Origin of the sequence: Stutzerimonas marianensis, from assembly GCF_022810315.1 — a bacterium.
Classification (GTDB): domain Bacteria; phylum Pseudomonadota; class Gammaproteobacteria; order Pseudomonadales; family Pseudomonadaceae; genus Stutzerimonas; species Stutzerimonas marianensis.
Genome location: NZ_JALGRD010000006.1, coordinates 42,631 through 64,554 on the forward strand (window position 1 = coordinate 42,631; position 21,924 = coordinate 64,554).

Annotated in this window: 19 protein-coding genes; 16 read left to right on the top strand and 3 right to left on the bottom strand. The window is 65.4% G+C overall.

Annotation, left to right across the window (positions count from 1 at the left end):
* The first annotated feature begins 169 nt into the window (after positions 1 to 169).
* The 9 genes from MST27_RS11665 (at position 170) to MST27_RS11705 (ending at position 9,306) form a co-directional block, all read left to right on the top strand.
* Entirely contained in the window at positions 170 to 604 is a 435-nt protein-coding gene (locus MST27_RS11665; protein WP_243606109.1) for a DUF1810 domain-containing protein, read from the top strand.
* Positions 605 to 784: 180 nt separating this feature from the next.
* A complete protein-coding gene (locus MST27_RS11670; protein WP_243606110.1) occupies positions 785 to 1,663 on the top strand; it encodes an MIP/aquaporin family protein in 879 nt (292 codons plus the stop codon).
* A gap of 12 nt (positions 1,664 to 1,675) precedes the next feature.
* A complete protein-coding gene (gene glpK / locus MST27_RS11675; protein ID WP_243606111.1) occupies positions 1,676 to 3,187 on the top strand; it encodes a glycerol kinase GlpK in 1,512 nt (503 codons plus the stop codon).
* Positions 3,188 to 3,311: 124 nt separating this feature from the next.
* Complete coding sequence (locus MST27_RS11680; protein ID WP_243606112.1) at positions 3,312 to 4,079, top strand: DeoR/GlpR family transcriptional regulator; 768 nt, start codon at positions 3,312 to 3,314, stop codon at positions 4,077 to 4,079.
* Positions 4,080 to 5,241: 1,162 nt separating this feature from the next.
* The gene (gene glpD, locus MST27_RS11685) at positions 5,242 to 6,777 is read left to right on the top strand and encodes a glycerol-3-phosphate dehydrogenase (RefSeq protein ID WP_420864241.1); all 1,536 of its coding nucleotides are present in this window, start codon (positions 5,242 to 5,244) and stop codon (positions 6,775 to 6,777) included.
* Between the two features lie 157 nt (positions 6,778 to 6,934).
* A complete protein-coding gene (locus MST27_RS11690; protein ID WP_243606114.1) occupies positions 6,935 to 8,089 on the top strand; it encodes a Na/Pi symporter in 1,155 nt (384 codons plus the stop codon).
* An 18-nt stretch (positions 8,090 to 8,107) separates the two neighbouring features.
* A complete protein-coding gene (locus tag MST27_RS11695; protein WP_243606115.1) occupies positions 8,108 to 8,335 on the top strand; it encodes a hypothetical protein in 228 nt (75 codons plus the stop codon).
* A gap of 79 nt (positions 8,336 to 8,414) precedes the next feature.
* Positions 8,415 to 8,696 (top strand): peptidylprolyl isomerase, encoded by a 282-nt coding sequence (locus MST27_RS11700; protein ID WP_243606116.1) that lies wholly within the window; start codon positions 8,415 to 8,417, stop codon positions 8,694 to 8,696.
* A gap of 238 nt (positions 8,697 to 8,934) precedes the next feature.
* Positions 8,935 to 9,306, top strand: a complete 372-nt coding sequence (locus MST27_RS11705; RefSeq protein WP_243606117.1) for a SpoIIAA family protein — start codon at positions 8,935 to 8,937, stop codon at positions 9,304 to 9,306.
* A 6-nt stretch (positions 9,307 to 9,312) separates the two neighbouring features.
* On the opposite strand, the gene MST27_RS11710 is transcribed toward MST27_RS11705, so the two are convergent.
* Positions 9,313 to 10,209 carry a CAP domain-containing protein gene (locus tag MST27_RS11710; protein WP_243606118.1) on the bottom strand — a complete coding sequence of 299 codons (897 nt, stop codon included), beginning with the start codon at positions 10,207 to 10,209 and terminating at the stop codon, positions 9,313 to 9,315.
* 80 nt (positions 10,210 to 10,289) lie between these two features.
* Here MST27_RS11710 and MST27_RS11715 point away from each other — a divergent pair, with 80 nt between their 5' ends.
* From MST27_RS11715 to MST27_RS11740, 7 genes are all read left to right on the top strand, one after another.
* Positions 10,290 to 11,024 (top strand): sulfite exporter TauE/SafE family protein, encoded by a 735-nt coding sequence (locus MST27_RS11715; RefSeq protein WP_243606119.1) that lies wholly within the window; start codon positions 10,290 to 10,292, stop codon positions 11,022 to 11,024.
* A 67-nt stretch (positions 11,025 to 11,091) separates the two neighbouring features.
* Complete coding sequence (locus MST27_RS22775; RefSeq protein ID WP_459703042.1) at positions 11,092 to 11,205, top strand: small membrane protein YohP; 114 nt, start codon at positions 11,092 to 11,094, stop codon at positions 11,203 to 11,205.
* 126 nt (positions 11,206 to 11,331) lie between these two features.
* On the top strand, positions 11,332 to 12,609 hold the full coding sequence (locus MST27_RS11720; RefSeq protein WP_243606120.1) for a mechanosensitive ion channel family protein: 1,278 nt from the start codon (positions 11,332 to 11,334) through the stop codon (positions 12,607 to 12,609).
* A 166-nt stretch (positions 12,610 to 12,775) separates the two neighbouring features.
* Positions 12,776 to 13,942, top strand: a complete 1,167-nt coding sequence (locus tag MST27_RS11725) for an efflux RND transporter periplasmic adaptor subunit (protein ID WP_243606121.1) — start codon at positions 12,776 to 12,778, stop codon at positions 13,940 to 13,942.
* Positions 13,939 to 17,103: a multidrug efflux RND transporter permease subunit gene (locus MST27_RS11730; protein ID WP_243606122.1), complete on the top strand. Its 3,165-nt coding sequence runs from the start codon at positions 13,939 to 13,941 to the stop codon at positions 17,101 to 17,103. The genes MST27_RS11725 and MST27_RS11730 overlap by 4 nt, the downstream gene beginning before the upstream one ends.
* The gene (locus MST27_RS11735) at positions 17,096 to 18,580 is read left to right on the top strand and encodes an efflux transporter outer membrane subunit (RefSeq protein ID WP_243606123.1); all 1,485 of its coding nucleotides are present in this window, start codon (positions 17,096 to 17,098) and stop codon (positions 18,578 to 18,580) included. The genes MST27_RS11730 and MST27_RS11735 overlap by 8 nt, the downstream gene beginning before the upstream one ends.
* Before the next feature lie 56 nt (positions 18,581 to 18,636).
* On the top strand, positions 18,637 to 19,104 hold the full coding sequence (locus tag MST27_RS11740) for a DUF3597 domain-containing protein (RefSeq protein ID WP_243606124.1): 468 nt from the start codon (positions 18,637 to 18,639) through the stop codon (positions 19,102 to 19,104).
* A 222-nt stretch (positions 19,105 to 19,326) separates the two neighbouring features.
* On the opposite strand, the gene MST27_RS11745 is transcribed toward MST27_RS11740, so the two are convergent.
* Both MST27_RS11745 and MST27_RS11750 read right to left on the bottom strand, forming a co-directional pair.
* Positions 19,327 to 20,145, bottom strand: coding sequence for an inositol monophosphatase family protein (locus tag MST27_RS11745; RefSeq protein WP_243606125.1), 819 nt, complete (start codon positions 20,143 to 20,145; stop codon positions 19,327 to 19,329).
* Between the two features lie 121 nt (positions 20,146 to 20,266).
* Complete coding sequence (locus MST27_RS11750) at positions 20,267 to 21,853, bottom strand: catalase (protein WP_243606126.1); 1,587 nt, start codon at positions 21,851 to 21,853, stop codon at positions 20,267 to 20,269.
* Positions 21,854 to 21,924: the final 71 nt, after the last annotated feature.

A 21,924-nucleotide genomic window follows, 5' to 3' on the forward strand; every position in this document is an offset into this window, starting at 1 on the left:
GGCAGATGAGCTCGTAGGGGCGAATCCATTCGCCCCAGGCACGTGTCAGGCCCCGGTGCCGGCTGCTGGACTCTTTCAGCGCACAGCATCCGCTCGGCGGCAACCTCGCGCCGCGCTGAATCAACCGGCCTGTCCCCGCTCTGATAAAAAAACAGGCGGGTGCCCTCCCATGAACGACCTTTATAACCTGCAACGCTTCGTCGACGCCCAACACTCGATCTATGACCAGGCGCTTGCCGAACTGCAGGCCGGGCGCAAGCACAGCCACTGGATGTGGTTCATCTTCCCGCAGATCGCCGGGTTGGGTCATAGCGCCATGGCGCAGCGCTACGCCATCCAGAACCGCGACGAGGCAGTCGCCTATCTGGGCCATGCGCTACTCGGCCCTCGACTCCGCGCCTGTGCCGAGGCGCTCATGCAGCACGCCGGTCGCCCGGCACGACAGATCCTCGGCTCGCCGGACGACATCAAGCTGCGCTCGAGCATGACGCTGTTCGACGCCGTAGCGCCCGAGGCGAGGATTTATCGTCGCGTGCTCGACGCCTTCTTCGACGGCGAACCGGACCCCGCCACCCTGTCGAGGCTCCAGACGCCGTCTCCCTGAGCGCGCCATTTTCCTGGCGAAGCCATCCAGGAACGACTCCGTTAGTCATTTTTCCGTTGAAATGTTCGAATTTTCGCTTTGACAGCGCCAACGTTTGACCTTAAGTTTTCGCTTCCGAACATTTCCGAACCCTCGCAGTATTCGGACATAACAACAACAGATCCACCGAGAGGTCCGCTCATGAGTATTACGTCCACCCCGACGCTACGGGGCCAGTGCATCGCCGAATTCCTGGGTACGGCACTGCTGATTTTCTTCGGAACTGGTTGCGTCGCTGCCATGAAGCTCGGAGGCGCCGAGCTAGGTCTTTGGGAAATAAGCATTATCTGGGGCATCGGCGTCAGCATGGCGGTCTACCTCGCAGCCGGCGTATCCGGCGCCCACCTCAACCCCGCGGTCTCCATCGCGCTTTGGCTGTTCGGCAGCTTCGAGGGCCACAAGGTCCCGGCGTACATCCTCGCCCAGGTGGCGGGCGCCTTCGCCGCCGCCGCGTTGGTTTACGGTCTCTACAGCAGTCTGTTTTTCGATTTCGAACAAGCCCACCAGATGGCGCGCGGCAGCCTCGCCAGCCTCGAGCTCGCTTCGGTGTTCTCCACCTATCCGCATGCATCGCTTTCGGTTGGCCAGGCATTCCTGGTGGAAGTGGTGATCACGGCTATCCTGCTGGGAATGATCATGGCGCTGACCGACGACGGCAACGGCCTGCCGCGTGGCCCTCTGGCGCCCTTGCTGATCGGCCTGCTGATCGCTGTCATCGGTGGCGCCATGGGCCCGCTGACCGGCTTTGCCATGAACCCGGCGCGTGATTTCGGACCGAAGCTGATGACCTTTTTTGCCGGCTGGGGCGAGGTGGCCTTCACCGGTGGACGGGACATCCCTTACTTCCTCGTCCCGCTGATCGCACCGGTGATCGGTGCCTGTCTTGGCGCCGCTGGTTACAAGACACTGATTTGCAGGCATCTGCCGGCCCTGGCAGGCGCCGCTTGCGCCGCCGATGAGCCCAAGGCCGAGGCCGAGCGCTTCACCGAACACGATGTCACTGCCCATAAAGCTCACTAAGGAATCGACACCATGAGCACGCAGAACAACAAGCAATTCATCGTCGCCCTCGACCAGGGCACCACCAGCTCTCGCGCCATCGTGCTGGACCGCAACGCCAATGTCGTGACCATCGCCCAGCGCGAGTTCGCGCAGATTTACCCGCAGCCCAGCTGGGTCGAGCATGACCCGATGGAAATCTGGGCCACCCAGAGCGGCGTGTTCGTCGAGGCGCTGGCCCAGGCCGGGATCACCAACGAGCAGGTGGCCGCGATCGGCATCACCAACCAGCGCGAGACCGCCATCGTCTGGGACAAGCACACCGGCCGGCCGATCTACAACGCGATCGTCTGGCAGAGCCGCCAGAGCACGCCGATCTGCGACCAGCTCAAGCGCGACGGGATGGAAGATCACATCCGCAAGACCACGGGCCTGGTGATCGACCCCTACTTCTCCGGCACCAAGATCAAGTGGATCCTCGATCACGTCGAAGGCAGCCGCGAACGCGCGCGCCGCGGCGAGCTGCTGTTCGGTACCGTCGATTGCTGGCTGATCTGGAAGATGACCCAGGGCAAGGCCCATGTGACGGATTACACCAACGCCTCGCGCACCATGCTGTACGACATCCACAAGCTGGACTGGGATCCGGTGATGCTGGAGACGCTGGACATTCCGCGCGAGATGCTGCCGGAGGTACGCTCCTCCTCCGAGGTCTACGGCCACGCCTATATCGGCTCCGGTCAGAGCACCGGCATCCCCATTGCCGGTATCGCTGGCGACCAGCAGGCCGCGCTGTTCGGCCAGATGTGCGTCGAGCCCGGCCAGGCCAAGAACACCTACGGCACCGGTTGCTTTCTATTGATGAACACCGGGACCAAGGCCGTGCAGTCCGAGCACGGTCTGCTCACCACCATCGCCTGCGGGCCCAAGGGTGAAGTCAACTACGCGCTGGAAGGCGCCATCTTCAATGGCGGCTCGACGGTGCAGTGGCTGCGCGACGAGCTCAAGGTGATCAACGACTCGCTGGATTCGGAATACTTCGCGACCAAGGTGCAGGACAGCAACGGCGTCTATCTGGTACCCGCCTTTACCGGCCTCGGCGCGCCCTACTGGGACCCGCGCGCCCGTGGCGCTCTGTTCGGTTTGACGCGCGGGGTCAAGGTCGACCACATCATCCGCGCCGCGCTCGAATCCATCGCCTACCAGACCCGCGACGTGCTCGACGCCATGCAGCGGGATGCCGGTGAGCGACTGCGTTCGCTGCGCGTGGATGGCGGTGCGGTGGCCAATAATTTCCTCATGCAGTTCCAGGCCGATCTGCTCGGCACTCATGTGGAACGCCCGGAAATGAAGGAGACCACCGCGCTCGGCGCCGCCTACCTGGCGGGCCTGGCCACCGGTTTCTGGAGCAGCCTGGACGAATTGCGCAGCAAGGCCACCATCGAGCGCATCTTCGAACCGGCTTGCGACGAGCAGAAGCGCGAAGCCCTCTACAAGGGTTGGCAGAAGGCCGTCGGGCGCACCCGCGACTGGGAAGACGAATAAGCGCCGACGCCCCGCCGGGCACGCCTTCAAGGGTGCCCGGCGCAACTGTTCGCAAACGAACAATTCTTTTATCAGGGACCAGACTGCGGCATCCTTCTGCCATATCGATAAGAAGGAAGCCTCCATGAGTCTGGCCCCACGACAGCAGAGCATTCTCGAACTGGTCCGCGAACGCGGCTACGTCAGCATCGAAGAACTGGCCCAACAGTTCTCGGTGACCCCCCAGACCATCCGCCGGGACATCAATCAGTTGGGCGAAGCGGGCCTGCTGCGTCGTTACCACGGCGGCGCTGCGCATGATTCCAGCGTGCAGAACACCGCCTATACCCAACGCGCTCGCCAGATGCGCGACGAGAAACGCCGCATCGCCGACGCCATGGCGCAGCACATCCCCGACCAGGCATCGCTGTTCATCAACATCGGCACCACCACCGAAGCCATCGCCCACGCGCTGCTCAATCACCGCGACCTCAAGGTCATCACCAACAACCTGCACGTCGCCAGCATTCTGAGCCCGAAAGAGGATTTCGACGTGCTCATCGCTGGCGGCAATGTGCGCAGCGACGGCGGCGTGGTGGGCCAGGCGACGGCCGACTTCATCAGCCAGTTCAAGGTCGACTACGCCCTGATCGGCATCAGCGGTATCGACGAGGACGGCACCCTGCTGGACTTCGATTACCAGGAAGTGCGGGTTTCCCAGGCCATCATCAGCAATGCGCGCCAGGTGTTCCTCGCCGCGGACTCCAGCAAATTCGGCCGCAACGCCATGACGCGCCTGGGCTCGCTGGAGCAGATCGACATGCTCTTCACCGATGCCCAACCGCCGGAAGCCTTCCTGGAGCTGCTCACCCGGCACAAGGTCAAGCTGGAAGTCACCGGCGGACCAGCCTGAGCCAGCCTCCGCCGGGCGAACAAGTTCGCCCCTACAGGCGCGGGTCCGTAGGGGCGAATTTATTCGCCCGCTGCCCTCCAGTCTGTGCTCCCCATGCGGTCCGTTTTTTCTCTGCCCTTCCCGTCCCCACTCCGATCAACGCCCAAGCGGCCTTGGTTAACCTGAGGCCTTTCTGGCGTTGCTGACGTGGCACAAGGTCAAGCTGGAAGTCACCGGCGGACCAGCCTGAGCCCGCCTCCGCCGGGCGAACAAGGTCGCCCCTACAGGCGCGGGTCCGTAGGGGCGCATTTATTCGCCCGCTGCCCTCCAGTCTGGGCTCCCCATGCGGTCCGTTTTTTCTCTGCCCTTCCCGTCCCCACTCCGATCAACGCCCAAGCGGCCTTGGTTAACCTGAGGCCTTTCTGGCGTTGCTGACTTGGCACAAGGTCAAGCTGGAAGTCACCGGCGGACCAGCCTGAGCCAGCCTCCGCCGGGCGAACAAGTTCGCCCCTACAGGCGCGGGTCCGTAGGGGCGAATTTATTCGCCCGCTACCGGCCAGTCTGTGTGCTCCCCATGCGGTCCGTTTTTGTCTGCCCTTCCCGTCTCCACTTCAATCACGGCCCAAGCAGTCTTGGTTAACCTGAGGCCTTTATGGCGTTGCTGATCCGGCACAAGGTCAAGTTGGAAGTCACCGGCGGAGCGCACGGACTAACCTCCGCCGGGCGAACAAGTTCGCCCCTACAGGCGCGGGTCCGTAGGGGCGAATTTATTCGCCCGCTACCGTCCAGTCTGTGTGCTCCCCATGCGGTCCGTTTTTTTCTGCCCTTCCCGTCTCCACTTCAATCACTGCCCAAGCAGTCTTGGTTAACCTGAGGCCTTTATGGCGTTGCTGATCCGGCACAAGGTCAAGTTGGAAGTCACCGGCTGAGCGCACGGACTAACCTCCGCCGGGCGAACAAGTTCGCCCCTACAACGCGGATCTGTAGGGGCGAATTTATTCGCCCGCTGCCTTCCAATGTTTCGCCGTCCTCTGGGCCGCCACTTCAGCACCAATAGATTGATCAGATCGGTTCGATTATTTTCTTTTGATATGAAAAACGAACATCAAGCCTGGAGAGCGGAATTCTTCTGCGCTAGGATATTCGTATTCGAAAATGAATGTTCGTTCTTGAGGAGAATCCCGTGACCGACACCACCAGTCCCGTCGCCGAGCTCTACGACATCGCCGTTATCGGCGGAGGCATCAATGGGGTGGGTATCGCAGCCGATGCGGCCGGACGGGGCCTGTCGGTGTTCCTTTGCGAACGGGACGACCTGGCCAGCCATACCTCCTCAGCCAGCAGCAAGCTGATCCACGGTGGGCTGCGCTACCTCGAGCATTACGAATTCCGCCTGGTCCGCGAGGCGCTTGCCGAGCGCGAAGTGCTGCTGGCCAAGGCGCCGCATATCGTCCGCCCGATGCGCTTCGTGCTTCCCCATCGCCCGCACCTGCGGCCGGCCTGGATGATCCGTGCCGGCCTGTTTCTGTACGACCACCTCGGCAAGCGTGAAAAGCTTCCCGCCTCGCGAGGGCTGCGTTTCGACGAGCGGAGCCCGCTCAAGCCGGCCATCACGCGCGGCTTCGAATATTCCGATTGCTGGGTCGACGATGCGCGACTGGTGGTGCTCAATGCCATGGCGGCCCGGGAGAAAGGCGCGCACATTCACACCCGCACCCAGTGCTTGAGTGCCAAGCGCGCCGGTGGCATCTGGCATGTCGAATTGCAACGCCAGGACGGTTCCCGGTTTTCGCTGCGTGCCAAGGCGCTGGTCAATGCCGCAGGCCCCTGGGTGGCCCAGTTCATTGGCGAGAATCTGCAGCAGCGCTCGCCCTACGGCATCCGCCTGATTCAGGGGAGCCACGTGATCGTGCCCAAGCTCTACGACGGCGAGCAGGCCTACATCATGCAGAACGAGGACCGGCGCATCGTCTTCGCCATCCCCTATCTGGATCGCTACACCATGATCGGCACCACCGATCGTGAATATCACGGCGATCCTGCCACGGTGAGCATCAGCGAAGAGGAAATCGCCTATGTGCTCGGCGTGGCCAATACCCATTTCCGCACGCAGCTCGAACCGGCAGACATCGTCCATACCTTCGCTGGGGTGCGTCCGCTTTGCGACGACGAATCGGACAACCCCTCGGCGGTCACCCGCGACTACACCCTGTCGCTGGCGGCCGAGCAGAAGCAGGCGCCTTTGCTTTCGGTATTCGGCGGCAAATTGACCACCTACCGCAAACTGGCCGAGTCGGCCATGGCCCAGCTCAAACCGTTCTTCCCGCAGATGGGCGCGAGCTGGACGGCGGAGGCGCCGCTGCCAGGGGGCGAACGGATGAGCACGACGCAGGCGCTGGCCGAAGAGCTGGTCGCGAAGATGCAAGACCTGGAGCTGGCGCTGGCCAGACGCTGGGCAACGCTGTATGGCAGCCGCGTCTGGCAGATGCTCGGCGACGTGCGCTCCGTCGACGGCCTGGGGCCGGAACTGGGTCCGCAACTCTTTGCCTGCGAGGTGGATTACCTGCGCCGTGAGGAGTGGGCGAACGAGGTCGACGACATCCTCTGGCGGCGGACCAAGCTCGGCCTGGCGTTCTCAGCCGAGGACACACAACGCCTGCAACGCTATCTTCTGGAACAGCCCGCGTCGCCGCTTGGCCAAAGCAGCGACGCCGCCTGAGGAGCGCCAGACGGAGCCGGAGCACACCTTCCTGAGGGCGCAGCCAAAGCCCATCACCGCACAGTAACCGCCCGTCGCGCAATCGCCGTTGCGGTCATCAGGGAGTCACGTCCCGCCCACACCGTCGAGCTACAGACGCGCTCACGGGAGTTGGCTGATGACAACAGGTACCGGTGCACTTCGCTCGTCCACCTCGACAACGAGTCGATGGCTATCCTGGCTGCTGGTGGCGACCCTGATCTACCTGCTGCTGGCAGCGGTCGGCGCCATCGGCGATGGCTTCAAGGCTGCCACCGGAGACAACGCCAAACAGCTGTTCGCCTTCGCCACCAATCCCTTCGTCGGGCTGATGATCGGGCTGGCGGCGACGGCCCTTATCCAGAGCTCCAGCACGGTGACGTCGATCATCGTCGGCATGGTGGCCGGCGGCCTGCCGATCCCCATCGCCATTCCCTTGATCATGGGCGCCAATATCGGCACTTCACTGACCAGCACCATCGTCAGCCTCGGGCACATCCGCAGCGGCGAAGAGTTCCACCGGGCCTTCGCCGCGGCCACGGTGCATGACGCCTTCAACGTCACTGCCGTGGCCATCCTGCTACCGCTGGAACTGCTCTTCCATCCACTGCAGCGGCTGTCCGAAGCCTTGGCGGGGCTGCTCGTTCACGACGCCAGCATGGACATGGGCGGCATGAACTTCATGAAGGCCCTGCTCGCACCCGCCAGCGATCTGCTGGCCGCCAGCGTAAGCTGGTTGCCCGGCAAGGTCTGGCCCGGCGTGGCACTGATCATCGTCGGGATCGGCCTGATCCTCTTCGTCGTGCAGGCGATCGGCAAGCTGCTGCGCAAGGTGATGGTCGGCCGCGCCAAGGACATCATGCACGCCAGCGTTGGCCGAGGCCCGCTGTCGGGGATCGCGTCGGGCACGCTGATCACCGTCCTGGTGCAGTCGTCGTCGACGACCACGTCGCTCATCGTGCCCCTGGCCGGGACCGGCGTGTTTACCCTCAAGCAGGTCTATCCCTTCACGCTCGGCACCAACATCGGCACCTGCGTGACCGCGCTGCTGGCCGCCACGGCGATTGCCGGCCCCACGGCGGAACTCGCGATGCAAATCGCGCTGGTGCACCTGCTGTTCAACCTCTTCGGCATCCTGTTGATCTACGTGACGCCGGTCCTGCGCGGCGTACCGCCAGCCATCGCCAACACCCTGGCCAACCTGGCCCAGCGCAGCAAGCTCTATGTCGGCGCCTATATCGGGGGCGTGTTCTTCGGGCTGCCGCTGCTGCTGATCGGCGGCAGCCAACTCTGACCCTGCCTGGAGAACCGCATGCACAACGACCGTCGCATCCAGACCGAAAACCGCATCCGTGAGCTGAGAACGTCGCTCAACGAGCTGGAAGCGCAGCTCGAACGCATCGACGCCCAGGAGCAGCAAGCCCAGCACCGAGAAATCGACCGGCTGGACGCGTACATCGATGCCGTCGATACCCAGTTCAACAGCCTGCACGTGTTCTGGAACGCCCTGAAGAACGACTGGTTGAAAGCCCGCCGCTGACCCAGCCACTGATGCCGGGGCGTTTGAATGACGGGGCGATTCCGGTAGGCTTTGCGGCTTCTTACAGAGGAGTACACCCATGGCCCGTGCCACTGCCCGCCACATCCTGGTACCCACCGAAGAGAAGTGCAACGAGCTGAAAGCCGCCATCGAAGGCGGTGCCGACTTCGCTCAGGTCGCCAAGGACAACTCCACCTGCCCGTCTGGCCGCCAGGGCGGTGACCTGGGCTCCTTCGGCCCCGGCCAGATGGTCCGCGAGTTCGACACCGTCGTGTTCAGCGCCCCGCTCAACGAAGTCCAGGGCCCGGTCAAGACCCAGTTCGGCTATCACCTGCTGGAAGTGACCAGCCGCCAGGACTGAGCCCCTCGCCCCCGCCGTCACGCGGGGGCTTCTCGCGCCCGCCCCAAGCCTCGTCCGAGGCCAGCCACCCCCGGCAGCCAAAAACCTCACGGCCATCGCCGATGCCGTCGCCTCCTGCGCGACGTCCAGCATCTGCCCGACCGCAACCCGCTCGCCTCGAACCACACGAGAGGCGCAGCGAACGGGCCTGAGCTACAACTTCAGAAACCGCCGCTTCGGCGCATCGAGGAGGATGGCCATGTTTCACGTCACGCGGATCGGCGACAAGCGCCTCGAGATCGACTTTTCCGGCAAGCTCGACAGCCACGACATGCGCTTCGCCCTGGACGAACTCTGGCGCAAATCCGAAGGCATCACGGCAGGCCAGTTGCTCTGGCGCATCGGCGAGTTCGACATGCCCACCCTGGGTGCCGTTGGCGTGGAGCTGGCACGCATCCCGCAGCTGTTCCGCCTCATTCGTCGTTTCGACCGCTGCGCGGTGGTGTGCGGCAAGGAATGGGTGCGCAAGGCCGCCGAGCTCGAAGGCACGCTGATTCCCGGGTTGACCGTCAGGGCGTTCGAGGAACACCAGGGCACCGCCGCGCACTTTTGGCTGGACGACAGCGCCTGATCCGGGTCAGCGTGGCGTGCCGAACACCTGAGTCCAGTAGCTGCCTGCCGCGCTATCCTCGTTCGTCGCATAGGCGGCGCCCATCTCGGTGAACGCCGCATTCATGATGTTCGCGCAGTGGCCCGGGCTGGCGAGCCAGCCGGCGACCACCTGCTCGGCCGATCCCTGACCGGCGGCGATGTTCTCGCCCACGCGTGACCAGCGATAGCCAGCCTGGCGCGCCCGGTCGCCGGCCTGCTCGCCATTCGGCGCGCGATGGCTGAAGTAATCGCGCCGGGCCATGTCCTGGCTGTGCGCCAGAGCGGCCTCGGCCAGCGTGTCGCTCCAGTCCAGTGCCGAGGCGGCTTCGAACGCCTGGTCGCCGCATTGCCGGGGTTCGCCCCGTGCCGCATTGACATGTTGCAGGATGGACCGGCCGACCTCCCGCCAGTCGCCCAGATCCGGCGGCAGCAGCGGCTTGGCGAGCAGGATCTGCCAGGTATTGCCCTGCCGCGCGACGCCGATTTCGGCGTAGTCCTGGCTGCGCAGCGGCTCGCAGTAGCGTTGTCGTAACGCGCTCATTGCGGCCTGAGTGCTCGTCGGCCCGGAAATCGATATGGCCTGAAGCTTCGCGGGCCGGTAGCCGGACGCCTGCAAGCGCTGCTGCAGCTGCGCGCCACTGGTTGCGGGCTCGAGGTCGAGGGCGGCATTCGGCGCCAGCGGTGCGACGGCGTCGCCCTCCTGCTCGCCACACGCCTGTGCCTGGCCGCGAAACGCATTGATCAGGCTGACCAGGCCCTCCGGCTCCGCAGCGCTGGCCGGAGCCGCCGACGCCGCGATGGCGAACGCCAGGCCGAATGAGATGCCGATGGCGCGGGCGGCTCGGCCCGAACCCCTTTGCTGGATTGCCGTGGCGATTGTCATGGGTCACCCTGTGAGGCTGCGATTACCATGCAGACCGCATTCAGCGGCCGACGATTCCTCGCCAGCGGATCACCCCTCCGATGACATTCACCGATTTCCTGCTGTTCGCGCTGCCCGCGATCTTTCTCACCGGCGTCTCCAAAGGCGGTTTTGGCGGCGCCCTTGGCGGCATCGCTGTCCCCTTGCTGGCGTTGGCGATTTCACCGAAACAGGCCGCGGCGGTGATGCTGCCGATCCTCTGCCTGGCCGACGTGGTCGGGCTGCGAGCCTATGTTGGGCACTGGGACAAGGCCAATCTCAAGGTCATGCTGCCGGGCGCCCTGATCGGCATCACCCTGGGCTCGCTGACCTTCGGCATGCTCGACGAACGCCTGATCGGGTTGCTGATGGGCAGCATCGCCGTCGGGTTCGTGCTGCTGGGGCTGGTTTCGCGCAACGACACGCCGCGCCCCCTGCAACGCGGGCGCGGCACGCTGCTCTCGTCCATCGCCGGCTTCACCAGTTTCGTCGCGCACGCAGGCGGACCGCCGATCATGATGCACCTGCTGCCGCAGCAGCTGGACAAGCTGCGATACGTCGCGACCATCAACCTGTTCTTCCTCATGACCAATGCCTTGAAGCTCGTTCCCTACGCCGCGCTCGGGCAGTTCACGCGCGAGAACCTGCTGCTCAGCCTGACGCTCGCCCCCATCGTCCCCTTCGGCGTCTGGACCGGACTATGGCTGCACAAGCGCATCGATCACGCGCTGTTCTACCGGATCGCCCGGGTCGGCGTGCTGCTGGCCGGGCTGCAGCTGATCTGGAAGTACCTCTAAACCCATCGAAGCCCAGAGCCGCTGGCCGATTTCTCTGAACGTTCACGCGCTGCCCCAGTCGGACATAGTGAACCCACTGCAAAGGAGAAACCTCATGCTGAAGTTTCTGGGTAGCACCATCGGCATCATCTTTCTGATCGGGCTGCTTGTCGTGATCGGTCTGTTCGCGTTGATCTTCTAACCGACGCCGGACGATCGCACGCAGCCACGGCCCGGTACGCACACCGCCGCACGTTGCACGAATACCGACAGGCCGCCGTAACCCGGCGGCCTGGTCGTTTCCGGCCCCCTCCAAATGCGCCGAACCATGACGTCACTCCGCTTCCACCCCCGCCTTTCGCTTCTGATGGCGTTCATCACGCTGACACTGCTGCTCGCCCCGTTCCCGCTCCCGGCTCAGGAGGGCCTGGCCACGGTACGTCTGGATGGTCGCACGCTGTTTCGCCTCGGGCCGAACGCCGAACTCGAAGCGCGTCCCCGGGCCCGGCAGGTCGAGCGGCAGCTGGCCGCGGTCCTGGAAACGCCCCAGGGCATCAACCGGGCGCGTATCGAGCCGGTCGGCGAGAGCGGCGAGGCACGCCAGATCAGTGTGGCCGGGCGCCCGTTGGTGGTGGTGACGCCCGCCGATGCCGAAGCCAACGGCCAACGGCTGGACGTACTGGCGCGCGACTGGGCGACCCTGATCGACCAGGCCCTGGCGACAGCGGTGGACCGACGCGACTCCGATCGCGGCCGCTTCGTCACCTCCGTGCAGGTCAGCGTCGAGACCGCCTTTGCGCGCCTGCTCGAGTCGGCGATCAGCATCATTCCGCGCATCCTCGCGGCCTTGCTCGTGCTGCTGCTGTTCTGGGGGCTCGCCACCGGCGTTCGCGCGCTGACCCGGGCGATTTTCGCGCGGGTGGTCAAGGACCGGACCGTGGAGAACCTGGTGCGTCAGGTCAGCTACTACACCGTCTGGCTGCTCGGGCTGATCGTCGCGGCCAGCGCCTTCGGCCTGGAACCGAGCACGCTGGCCACGGGGCTGGGCTTGACCAGCCTGGCCCTGGGGTTCGCCCTCAAGGACATCCTCTCCAACTTCGTCAGCGGGCTGTTGATCCTCACGCTGCGCCCGTTCCAGCTGGGCGATCAGATCATCATCGGCGAGACCGAGGGCAGCGTGGAGCGCATCGAGCTGCGCGCCACGCAGATTCGCACCTATGACGGTCGCCGCGTACTGGTGCCCAACGCCGAAACCTTCACTTCGCGGGTCACCAACAACACCGCGGCACCGGTACGGCGGGGCAAGGTCGTGTGCCGACTGAACTATGGCATCGACATCGACGCGATTTCGGCGGTCATGCGGGAGGCGGCACAAGCGACGCCCGGCGTGCTGGCCGAACCGCCCAGCTCCGTCAGGCTGAGCGACCTGGGGCAGAGCGAGCTGGTGTTCGACGTCCAATTCTGGTGCGATTCGCGCCGCTCCGACTTCGTCGCCACCGCCTCGGAAGTCCGCAAGAGCCTGGTCGCCGCCCTGCGTACCGCCGGTGTCGGCCTGCCGGACCAGGCGCGGCAGCATCTTGTCGTGCATACGCCGGACAACACCTGACCAGACGCGACGGAAACATGCACTTACCAATCCGGCCCCTGCGCATGTGGGTTGGGCCGGCGCCGCATCGCCTGCAGGCGGAACGCCCACGTCGTGTGGCGGTCGAGTGTAAGTCAGCGCGCCACGTCGCAGCCAAGACGATGTGAACGCCAACGAAGGACCTTCAATGAGGTATTTCCAGCTCCATCGCCTGCTACCAGCCGCCGCTCTGTTACTGGTGGCTTGCTCCAGTGACGAGCAGCCCGAACAGACCGATGCCCCGCCGCCCGAAGTGGAGGTGATGCGAGTGGTACCCGGCCCGGTCGAACACATCATCGAGCTGCCGGGCCGGGTGCAGGCCGTGCGGGTCGCCGAGATTCGCGCCCGGGTCAACGGCATCATCCAGCGCCGCCTGTACGAGGAAGGCACGGACGTCGAGGCCGGCACGCCGCTGTTCCAGATCGATCCGCGCGAGATGCAAGCCAACCTCAACGCGGCCAAGGCCACGCTGCAACGTGCCCAGGCAACTGCACGCAATGCCGCGCAGGATCTCAAGCGCTACGAGGGTTTGGTGGCCAAGCGCGCCATCAGCCAGCAGGAATACGACACCGCGGTGGCTCAGCTGCGCACCGCCGAGGCGGACGTCGCGCAAGCGCAGGCCAGCGTCGAGTCGGCTGAGCTGAACCTGGAATACACCCGGGTCGAGTCGCCCATCGAAGGCCGCGCCGGCCGCGCGCAGGTGACCGAAGGGGCCCTGGTCACTGCCACCGAGGGCACACTGCTGACGACTGTCGAGCAGTTCGACCCGGTCCAGGTGAGCTTCGCCCAGTCCAGCTCCGACCTGCTCGCCCTTCGCGCGCAGGTCGCCTCTGGTGCCCTGCAGCTGCCCGAACGCGGCCAGGTGCCCGTTCGCCTGCTCCTGGAGGATGGCAGCGAGTACCCGCAGACCGGTTACATCGATTTCCTGGCCATGACCATCGACGAATCCACTGGCACCGTCGCGCTGCGCGCCGAGGTGCCGAACCCTGACCATCTCCTGCTGCCCGGGCAGTTCGTCCGTGCCCGCATCAATGCCGGCACGCGGCCCAGGGCCATCGCCATCCCTCAGCGCGCCGTGATCGTGGGGGACAACAGCGCCAGCGTGAAGTTGGTCGGCGACGACGACCAGGTCTCGACGCGCACCGTCGAGCTCGGGCCGCTGCAGGGCAGCCGGTGGCTGATCCGCTCCGGGCTGGAGGAGGGCGACGTGATCATCGTCGAGGGCGGACAGAACGCCCGCGATGGCCAGCCAGTCCGGACGAAGCCCTGGGAGCCGCCTGCTGAGGCCGCCGAAGACGAGCCGGCCCCACGATGACCCCGACCTTCTTCATTCGCCGCCCCGTCTTCGCCTGGGTCGTCGCGCTGGGCATCCTGCTCGGTGGGCTCCTGGCGTTGCGCAGCCTGCCGATCGAGCAGTACCCGACCATCGCGCCGCCTACGCTGCGCATCAACGTCACCTACCCCGGCGCCGACGCTTCGGTTCTCGCGACCAACGTCACCCAGGTGATCGAACAGGAGCTCAACGGCGTCGAGGGGTTCCTCTACATGGACTCGACGAGCCGCTCGAACGGGAGCGCCTCGATCGAGCTGACCTTCGAGTCCGGCACCGATATCGACGTCGCGCAGATGGAGGTCCAGAACCGCCTGAGCCGCGTCGAGCAGCGCCTGCCCGAGGAGGTCCGCCGTCAGGGTGTGCAGGTCTTCCAGGCCTCGCGCGACTTCCTTCTGATCATCTCGATCACGTCCGATGACGAGGACATGGGCACCCTGGAGCTCGGCCACTTCGCTACCACGCGGATCGTCGACGAGCTGCGGCGGGTGCGCGGTGTGGGCGACATTCGTGAGTTCTACACGCCCTATGCGATGCGCATCTGGCTCGACCCGGACCGGCTGGCGAGCTTCGGAATGGCGGCCAGCGACGTGCTCGCCGCCGTGCAGGAGCAGAACAGCCAGTCGGCCGGCGGCGCCATTGGCGACCTGCCACTGGCCAAGGGCATCGAGATCAACGCGCCGCTGGAAACGCGAGGCCGCTTCTCGTCGCCGGAAGAATTCGCCGCGATCATCCTGCGTGCCAAACCGGACGGCTCGGCGGTGCGCCTGCGTGACGTCGCGCGGGTTGAACTCGGCGCGGAAAACTACACCGCGCGCAGCGAGCTCAACGGCCAGCCGGCTGCCGGTCTGGCGATCCAGCTGGCGCCGGGCGCCAATGCGCTGGACACCGCCAACGCCATCAAGCAGCGCATGCGCGAGCTGGAGAGCGGCTTTCCCGAGGGGGTCGGTTGGTCGGTGCCCTTCGACTCGACGCCGTTCATCTCGGCGTCCATCGAGCAGGTCTTGCTGACGCTGGCGCAGGCGATGGTACTGGTGGTTCTGGTCATGTTGCTGTTCCTGCAGAACTGGCGCACCACGGTGATCCCGACCATCGTGATTCCCATCACCCTGGCCGGCACCTGCCTCGGGCTGTGGCTGCTGGGCTTCTCGATCAACCTGTTGAGCCTGTTCGGCATGGTGCTGGCGATCGGCACGCTCGTCGACGACGCCATCGTGGTGGTGGAGAACGTCAAGCGGATCATGGACGAGGAAGGCCTGCCGCCGTACGAGGCTACGGTCAAGGCGATGGGTCAGGTCAGCGCGGCGATCATCGGCACCACGCTGGCGCTGATCGCGGTGTTCGTGCCGCTGGCATTCTTTCCGGGCTCGACCGGCGGCATCTACCGGCAGTTCGCGATCACCCTGTCGATCGCGGTCGCGACCTCCACCCTGCTCGCGCTCGTCCTGACGCCGGCGCTGTGCGCTGCGTTGCTCAAGCCCAGCGAGCCGGATGCGCACGGCTGGAGCGAGCGGATCTTTTCGCCGTTCAACCGGTTCATGACCGCCACCACCACGCGGTATCACGGGCTGGTCGGCCGGCTGCTCGGGCGGCCGGTGGCGTTCCTGCTCTTGTTCGTCGCCCTGCTGGCCCTGACCGGCTACCTGTTCCAGCGCATGCCGAGTGCCTTTCTCCCGGACGAGGATCAGGGCTCGATCATGACTGTCATCCAGGCGCCTCCCGGCGCTACCGCCGAGCGCACCGCAGAAGCCGTCGAGCAGGTGAAGGCGTTCTACGCCGACCACCCGCTGGTGCGCGACGCCATCATGGTCTATGGCTTCAGTTTCTTCGGCCAGGGCCAGGCTCACGCCATGAGCTTCGCCCGAATGGTGCCGTGGGAGGACCGTCCCGGCGAAGAAAACACGGCCCCCGCACTCGTCGAGGAGGCGATGGGCCAGTTCTCCCAGATCAAGCAGGCGCGGGTCTTCGCGCTCAATCCACCCTCGATTCCGGGCCTGGGCGTTGCCGGTGGTTTCACCTTCAAACTGGAAGACCGTGGCGGCCGCGGCTACGACGCGTTGCTCGAGGCGCGCAACCAGCTGCTCGGCGCCGCCAGCCAGAGCGACGTGCTGAGCAACGTGCGGCCCGAAGGCGCCGATGAAGCGCCGCGGTTGCGGGTGGACATCGACCGCATCAAGGCCCGCGCGCTGGGCCTGGCGATCCGCGACGTGAACGCCACGCTCGGAACGGCCTTCGGCAGCGCCTATGCCAATGACTTCAACCGCGACGGGCGGGTGCTGCAGGTCCTGTTGCAGGCCGATGCCCCGTACCGCATGGCGCCGCAGGACGTACTGGATCTGAAGGTGCTCAACGACCAGGGCGAAAACGTGCCTTTCGGCGCCTTCACGCGGGTCGAGTGGACGCGCGGCGCCACCCAGTTGCAGAGCTACAACGGCTACCCGGCGCTGACGATTGCCGGCAACGCCGCCGACGGCCGCACCACGGGTGAGGCCATGGCGGAGATGGAACGGCTCGCCGGGGAGTTGCCGGACGGCTTCGACTTCGAATGGTCGGGCGCCTCCTACGAGGAGCAGCAGGCCTCCGGCCAGGTCGGTCTGCTGCTGGGGCTGTCGCTGCTGGTGGTGCTGATGGTGCTCGCCGCGCTCTACGAGAGCTGGTCCGTGCCGATCGCGGTGCTTCTGGTGGTGCCGTTCGGCGCGCTGGGTGCGGTGCTCTTCGCCATGCTGCGAGACCTGCCGGCGGACGTGTATTTCAACGTCGGGCTGGTCACCATCATTGGTCTCTCGGCAAAGAACGCGATTCTCATCGTCGAGTTCGCCATCGAGGAGGAAGGCAAGGGCAAGCCGCTGACCGATGCGGTAATGAGCGCGGTGCGACTGCGCTTCCGCCCGGTCCTGATGACCTCCCTGACATTCATCCTCGGCATGCTGCCGCTGGTACTGTCGACCGGGGCCGGGGCGGCCGGGCGTGTCGCGGTCGGCACCGGCGTGATGGGCGGGATGATCCTCGCCACGCTGCTCGGCCTGTTCTACATCCCACTGTTCTACCTCTGCGTGCGCCGCTGGGTAAGCAAGCGCCGGCCTCCCACCCGCCATGACGAAGGCGGCGACGACCAGGCCCCGGCGCGGGAGCCAAGCCATGCCTAGGCCGTTCCTGCTGCTGATGTGCGCACTGCTGGCCGGCTGCCAGCTGGCACCGCCCCACGAGCGCCCGGCCTCCCCCACGGCCAACCGCTACCCGGCGGCGCTGGAACCAGACACGCCGGGTATCGACGCCGCGACCATACCCTGGCGCGATTTCATCATCGATTCACGTCTGCAGGCGCTGCTGGAGACGGCGCTCGAGCGCAACCGCGATTTGCAGGTCGCGGTGCAACGCATCGAGGAAACGCGCGGACAGTTTCGCATCCAGAACGCCGATCGCTACCCCAGCCTCGGCCTGAGCGCCGACGCCAGCCGCGGCCGCTTTCCGACCGGCACCAGCGGCGCCACGGGCGCGACGGGTGCAACGAGCGGTGCAGGTGCCACGGCGGCGGGAGGTGGCGTGGTGGAGCGCTATTCACTCGGCATCGCGGTCACGGCCTTCGAGCTGGATTTCTGGGGCCGCGTGCGCAATCTCGGCGAAGCGGCGCGTGCCGAATACCTGGCCAGCATCGAGGCCCAGCGCGCCTTTCGGTTGTCATTGATCGCCGATGTCAGCGCCACGTACCTCGCCGTCCGCGAAGCCGATGCACGCATCGCCCTGGCCGAAGCGACGTTGCGCAGCCGGCGCGATGGCCTGAGCATCGCCGAAACCCGTTACCAAGCCGGGATCACCTCGGCACTCGACTACAATCAGGCGCAGGCGCTGCTGACCCAGGCCAGAACCGAACTCGCCGCGCTGCGCCTGACCCGCGCCCAACAGGCCAATTACCTGACGCTGCTGATCGGCGGCGAACCCACCGGTCCGCTGCCACCGCCTGCGCCGCTCGGCCAGCAGACCAACCCGGTCACGCTGGCGGCGGGCCTGCCTTCGACGCTGCTGCTGGCGCGCCCCGACATTCTCGCGGCGGAAGAGCGGCTGCGCGCCGCCCGTGCCAACATCGGGGTCGCCCGGGCCGCCTTCTTTCCGCAGGTCACCCTGACCGGCAGCGCCGGCTATGCGTCGTCCGAACTCAGCGGACTGGTCAGCGCCGACAACCGCACCTGGAGCATCGGGCCCTCGATCAGCCTGCCGCTGTTCGATTTCGGCCGTAATCGAGGCAACCTGACCGTGGCCGAAGCGCGGGAAAACATTGCGATCGCCGAATACGAGCGCGCCATCGAGGCCGCCTTTCGCGAAGTCGCCGATGCCCTGGCCGGCCGCCGCTACCTGGCCGAGCAAGTCACGGCGCAAGCCGAGAACCTCGCCACGCTGCGCCGCATCGCCGACCTCGCCCAGGACCGCTACGCCGAAGGGGTGGTCAACTACCTCGAAGTATTGGATGCCGAACGCAACCGGTTCGACGCCGAACAGGCCTTCATCCAGGTGCAGCGCGCGCAGCTGCAGAACCTCATCGAGCTCTACGTCGCGCTCGGTGGCGGCACAGCAGGACGACCCAACGAAACGCCGACCGAAGAGACGCCGTCCGACCTGCGGAGCTGAATGCCTCGGTAGTGGCCGCGGTCCAACGAAGACCATCCATAACCGAGGATTGCCACATGGGCCTGTTCGACACGATCAAAGAAAAACTGGGCATGGGCGGCGTCAGCAACGAGGCGCACAAGCCGGTCGACCCGAACAACACGCCGAACCAACACGCGCCGGATACCGTCATCGACTCGGAGCGCCCAACCGCTGCGCATAACGCCACCACCACCCCGCCGGGTGCCGGCCCGAGCAACGAAGCCACCGGCCCGTCCTCCGCCGCGGTAGATGTGCCGGCCAAACTCGACGGCATGGCTGCCAATCACTCCGAGACGCTGAACTGGCGCACCTCGATCGTCGACCTGATGAAACTGCTCGGCCTCGACAGCAGCCTGGAAGCGCGCAAGGCGCTCGCCACCGAACTCGGCTGCCCGCCGGATCAGATGGCCGACACCGCCCAGATGAATACCTGGCTGCACCGCACCGTGATGCACAAGCTCGCCGAACACGGCGGCACCGTACCGCCGGAACTGCGCACCTGATACGCCAGGCTTCGCCGGGTGCGGGCCACCCGGCGAGCGCTTTTAATCTGACTGGCCGCTGGGCTGATCGCCAGCAAGCGAGCTCCTACGAAAAGCACCCTTACGCCCTGCAGGAGCGAGCCTGCTCGCGATCACCATACAGGCGCTTCGTACAGCCAAGGGCTCTCGCGACTCGATTTACACGCGGCCAACTGCCTGGCCGTGATCGGCTGAGCTGACCGATCAGTCGTCCAGCGATGGTCCGATCATGGCCGCCAACTGCGGATAAACGCCGGGGCAGGCCACGAGGTAGGGATTGCCGCGCAGCAATCCGTCATTGCGGAAGAAGTCATTCACGCGACCGCCCGCCTCCTTCACCAGCACCAGCCCGGCCATGCAATCCCAGCTCTTCAGCTCGGTTTCGTAGTAACCCAGCAGGCGCCCTGCCGCCACGTAGGCGGTCATCAAGGCGCCGGAGCCGTTGCGGAAGAACATCCCGCCTTCGGCCAGCAGCTTCTCCATGAAAGGGATGAAGTGCTCCTTGCCACGTGGGTGGAACGTGCCCGTCGCGGTCACGCCCTGACCCACATGGGTGGCGGCGCTGACCTTGAGTGGCACGTCGTTGACGAAAGCACCTTTACCCAAGCAACCATGAAAAAGCTCGTCATGATTGGGGTCGGCGATGGCGCCCAGGTGCGGTTCGCCGTCGATCAGCAAGCCGATGGACACGCACCAGTTGTGCAGCCCGTTGACGAAGCAGGCCGTGCCGTCGATGGGGTCGATGACCCAGACGCAGCGGGCGCCGAGGTCGGCCGAGCCGCTTTCCTCGCCGAGAAAGCCGTCGTCGGGGAAGTGCTCGGTCAAGCGCTCGCGAATGAAGGCTTCGATCTGCTTGTCGGCGATGCTGACGACGTCCTGCAGATCGTCGCCCTTGTGTTCCACCGTCAGGGCGTCACGCTGGCGGTAGAAGTCCAACCCCATTCGCGCCGCCTCGAGGGCAAGCGATCGGGCGCAGGCGTAGCGGGCATCGATATCGAGACTGGAAGGTTGCGCTGAAGTCATGGAGGCCTTTCGCTTGGGATGCGCGAATCGCGCGGAATCGGAATTCTAGGGGATCACCGGTAACGAGCCTACGGATGCCACACGGCGATGCAAACGCCGGTCGCCGTGCGGCATCTTCAGGTCAGCCTTCGTCGTGCCGGTTATGGCCTTCCGGCTGGCCGCTGCTGTAGGTCGGCGCGGCCAGGTCTTCGCCTGGGGCAGCCCGGCCTTCCAGCGGTGGCAGTGCCTTGGCTTTCTCGATATCCACACCCACCCCATCGGCCAGACGCTGACCATAGTCGGGATCGCAGTGCCAGAAGTGCCAGATCATCCGCAGGCAGATGTGCTCGGGGCACTCCTTGAGATCGGCTGTGATGTTGGCGATCAGGTCGTCACGCTCCCAGTCCTCGAAGCTGCGGTAGCGCTCCCCGGCTTGCTTGTAATCCGAGCGGGCGCGGGTGGTCTGGTAGCGGCCGAGATGCCCTTCGACGTACTGGTGGTAGTCGTGCGCAGGCTTGGGCGCCTCGTTCAGCCCGCCCAGGGAGCTGGGCTCGTAGTTGATGTGAGGATTGTCACCGCCGGTGTCGACGAAGTAGGTCATGGCACCGTCACGCTGATTGGTCGCGGCCGGCTTCTTCGGTGCGTTGATGGGCAGTTGCAGGTAGTTGGCGCCAACGCGATAGCGCTGGGTATCGGAATACGACAAGGTCCGGCCTTGCAGCATCTTGTCATCGGAAAAATCGATGCCGCCCACCAGCACACCGGTGCCGAACGCCGCTTGCTCCGCCTCGGCGAAGAAGTTCGACGGGTTGCGATCGAGCACCAGGCGACCTACCGGCAACAGTGGGAACCGGTCTTCCGGCCAACGCTTGGTGTCGTCCAGCGGATCGAAGTCGAGTTCGTCATGCGGGCCGTCGGACATGATCTGCACGCACATTTCCCACTCCGGATACTCGCCGCGCTCGATGGCGTCGTAGAGGTCGCGGGTCGCATGGCCGACGTCCTTCATCTGGATTTCCGCCGCCTGCTGTGCAGTGAGATTCTTCACGCCGAGCTTCGGCTCGAACGAGAACTTGCAGAGCACCGCCTCGCCCTTGTCGTTGACCAGCTTGTAGGTGTTCACGCTCGAGCCCTGCATGTGCCGGTAGTCGGCCGGAATGCCCCAGGGACTCTTCACCCAGGTGACCATGTGCAGCGCTTCGGGGTGATGCTGCACGAAATCGTAGAAGCGCCAGGCCTCCTGGCGATTGGAAATCGGATCGGGCTTGAACGCGTGGATCATGTCCGGAAACTTGATCGCGTCGCGGATAAAGAAAACCTTCAGGTTGTTGCCGACCAGGTCCCAGTTGCCGTCCTCGGTGTAGAACTTGATGGCGAAACCGCGCGGGTCACGGGCGGTCTCGGGGGATTCCTTGCCGCCGATGACGGTGGAGAAGCGCAGGAACACGGGGGTCCGGACGCCTGCCTTCGTCAGCACCTTGGCGCGAGTGTATTGGCTGGCCGGCTCTTCGCCGATCTTGCCATAGGCCTCGAACCAGCCATGGGCGGCGGTGCCACGGGCATGAACCACACGCTCGGGGATACGCTCCCGGTCGAAGTGGGTGATTTTCTCGATGAACTGATAGTTCTCCAGCGTCGCCGGGCCACGCTCGCCGACGCTGCGAAGGCTCTGGTTGTCCCAGACGGGGTGGCCCTGTCGAGTGGTGAGTGTCTTCTTTTCTTCGGTCATTACAGCTCCTGACTGACACGGAATGCCCTTACTTAGGGCGCTTCCTTCAGGAGGGGTTCTTCAGATTCTGA

Coding starts and splice junctions, on each gene's coding strand:
- glpK (WP_243606111.1), top strand. CDS start 1,676: ATGAGCACGCAGAACAACAAGCAATTCATCGTCGCCCTCGACCAGGGC.
- MST27_RS11680 (WP_243606112.1), top strand. CDS start 3,312: ATGAGTCTGGCCCCACGACAGCAGAGCATTCTCGAACTGGTCCGCGAA.
- MST27_RS11710 (WP_243606118.1), bottom strand. CDS start 10,209: ATGACAATCGCCACGGCAATCCAGCAAAGGGGTTCGGGCCGAGCCGCC.
- MST27_RS11730 (WP_243606122.1), top strand. CDS start 13,939: ATGACCCCGACCTTCTTCATTCGCCGCCCCGTCTTCGCCTGGGTCGTC.
- MST27_RS11735 (WP_243606123.1), top strand. CDS start 17,096: ATGCCTAGGCCGTTCCTGCTGCTGATGTGCGCACTGCTGGCCGGCTGC.
- MST27_RS11740 (WP_243606124.1), top strand. CDS start 18,637: ATGGGCCTGTTCGACACGATCAAAGAAAAACTGGGCATGGGCGGCGTC.
- MST27_RS11745 (WP_243606125.1), bottom strand. CDS start 20,145: ATGACTTCAGCGCAACCTTCCAGTCTCGATATCGATGCCCGCTACGCC.
- MST27_RS11715 (WP_243606119.1), top strand. CDS start 10,290: ATGACATTCACCGATTTCCTGCTGTTCGCGCTGCCCGCGATCTTTCTC.
- MST27_RS11670 (WP_243606110.1), top strand. CDS start 785: ATGAGTATTACGTCCACCCCGACGCTACGGGGCCAGTGCATCGCCGAA.
- MST27_RS11690 (WP_243606114.1), top strand. CDS start 6,935: ATGACAACAGGTACCGGTGCACTTCGCTCGTCCACCTCGACAACGAGT.
- MST27_RS11705 (WP_243606117.1), top strand. CDS start 8,935: ATGTTTCACGTCACGCGGATCGGCGACAAGCGCCTCGAGATCGACTTT.
- MST27_RS11720 (WP_243606120.1), top strand. CDS start 11,332: ATGACGTCACTCCGCTTCCACCCCCGCCTTTCGCTTCTGATGGCGTTC.
- MST27_RS11700 (WP_243606116.1), top strand. CDS start 8,415: ATGGCCCGTGCCACTGCCCGCCACATCCTGGTACCCACCGAAGAGAAG.
- MST27_RS11750 (WP_243606126.1), bottom strand. CDS start 21,853: ATGACCGAAGAAAAGAAGACACTCACCACTCGACAGGGCCACCCCGTC.
- MST27_RS11725 (WP_243606121.1), top strand. CDS start 12,776: ATGAGGTATTTCCAGCTCCATCGCCTGCTACCAGCCGCCGCTCTGTTA.
- MST27_RS11695 (WP_243606115.1), top strand. CDS start 8,108: ATGCACAACGACCGTCGCATCCAGACCGAAAACCGCATCCGTGAGCTG.
- MST27_RS11665 (WP_243606109.1), top strand. CDS start 170: ATGAACGACCTTTATAACCTGCAACGCTTCGTCGACGCCCAACACTCG.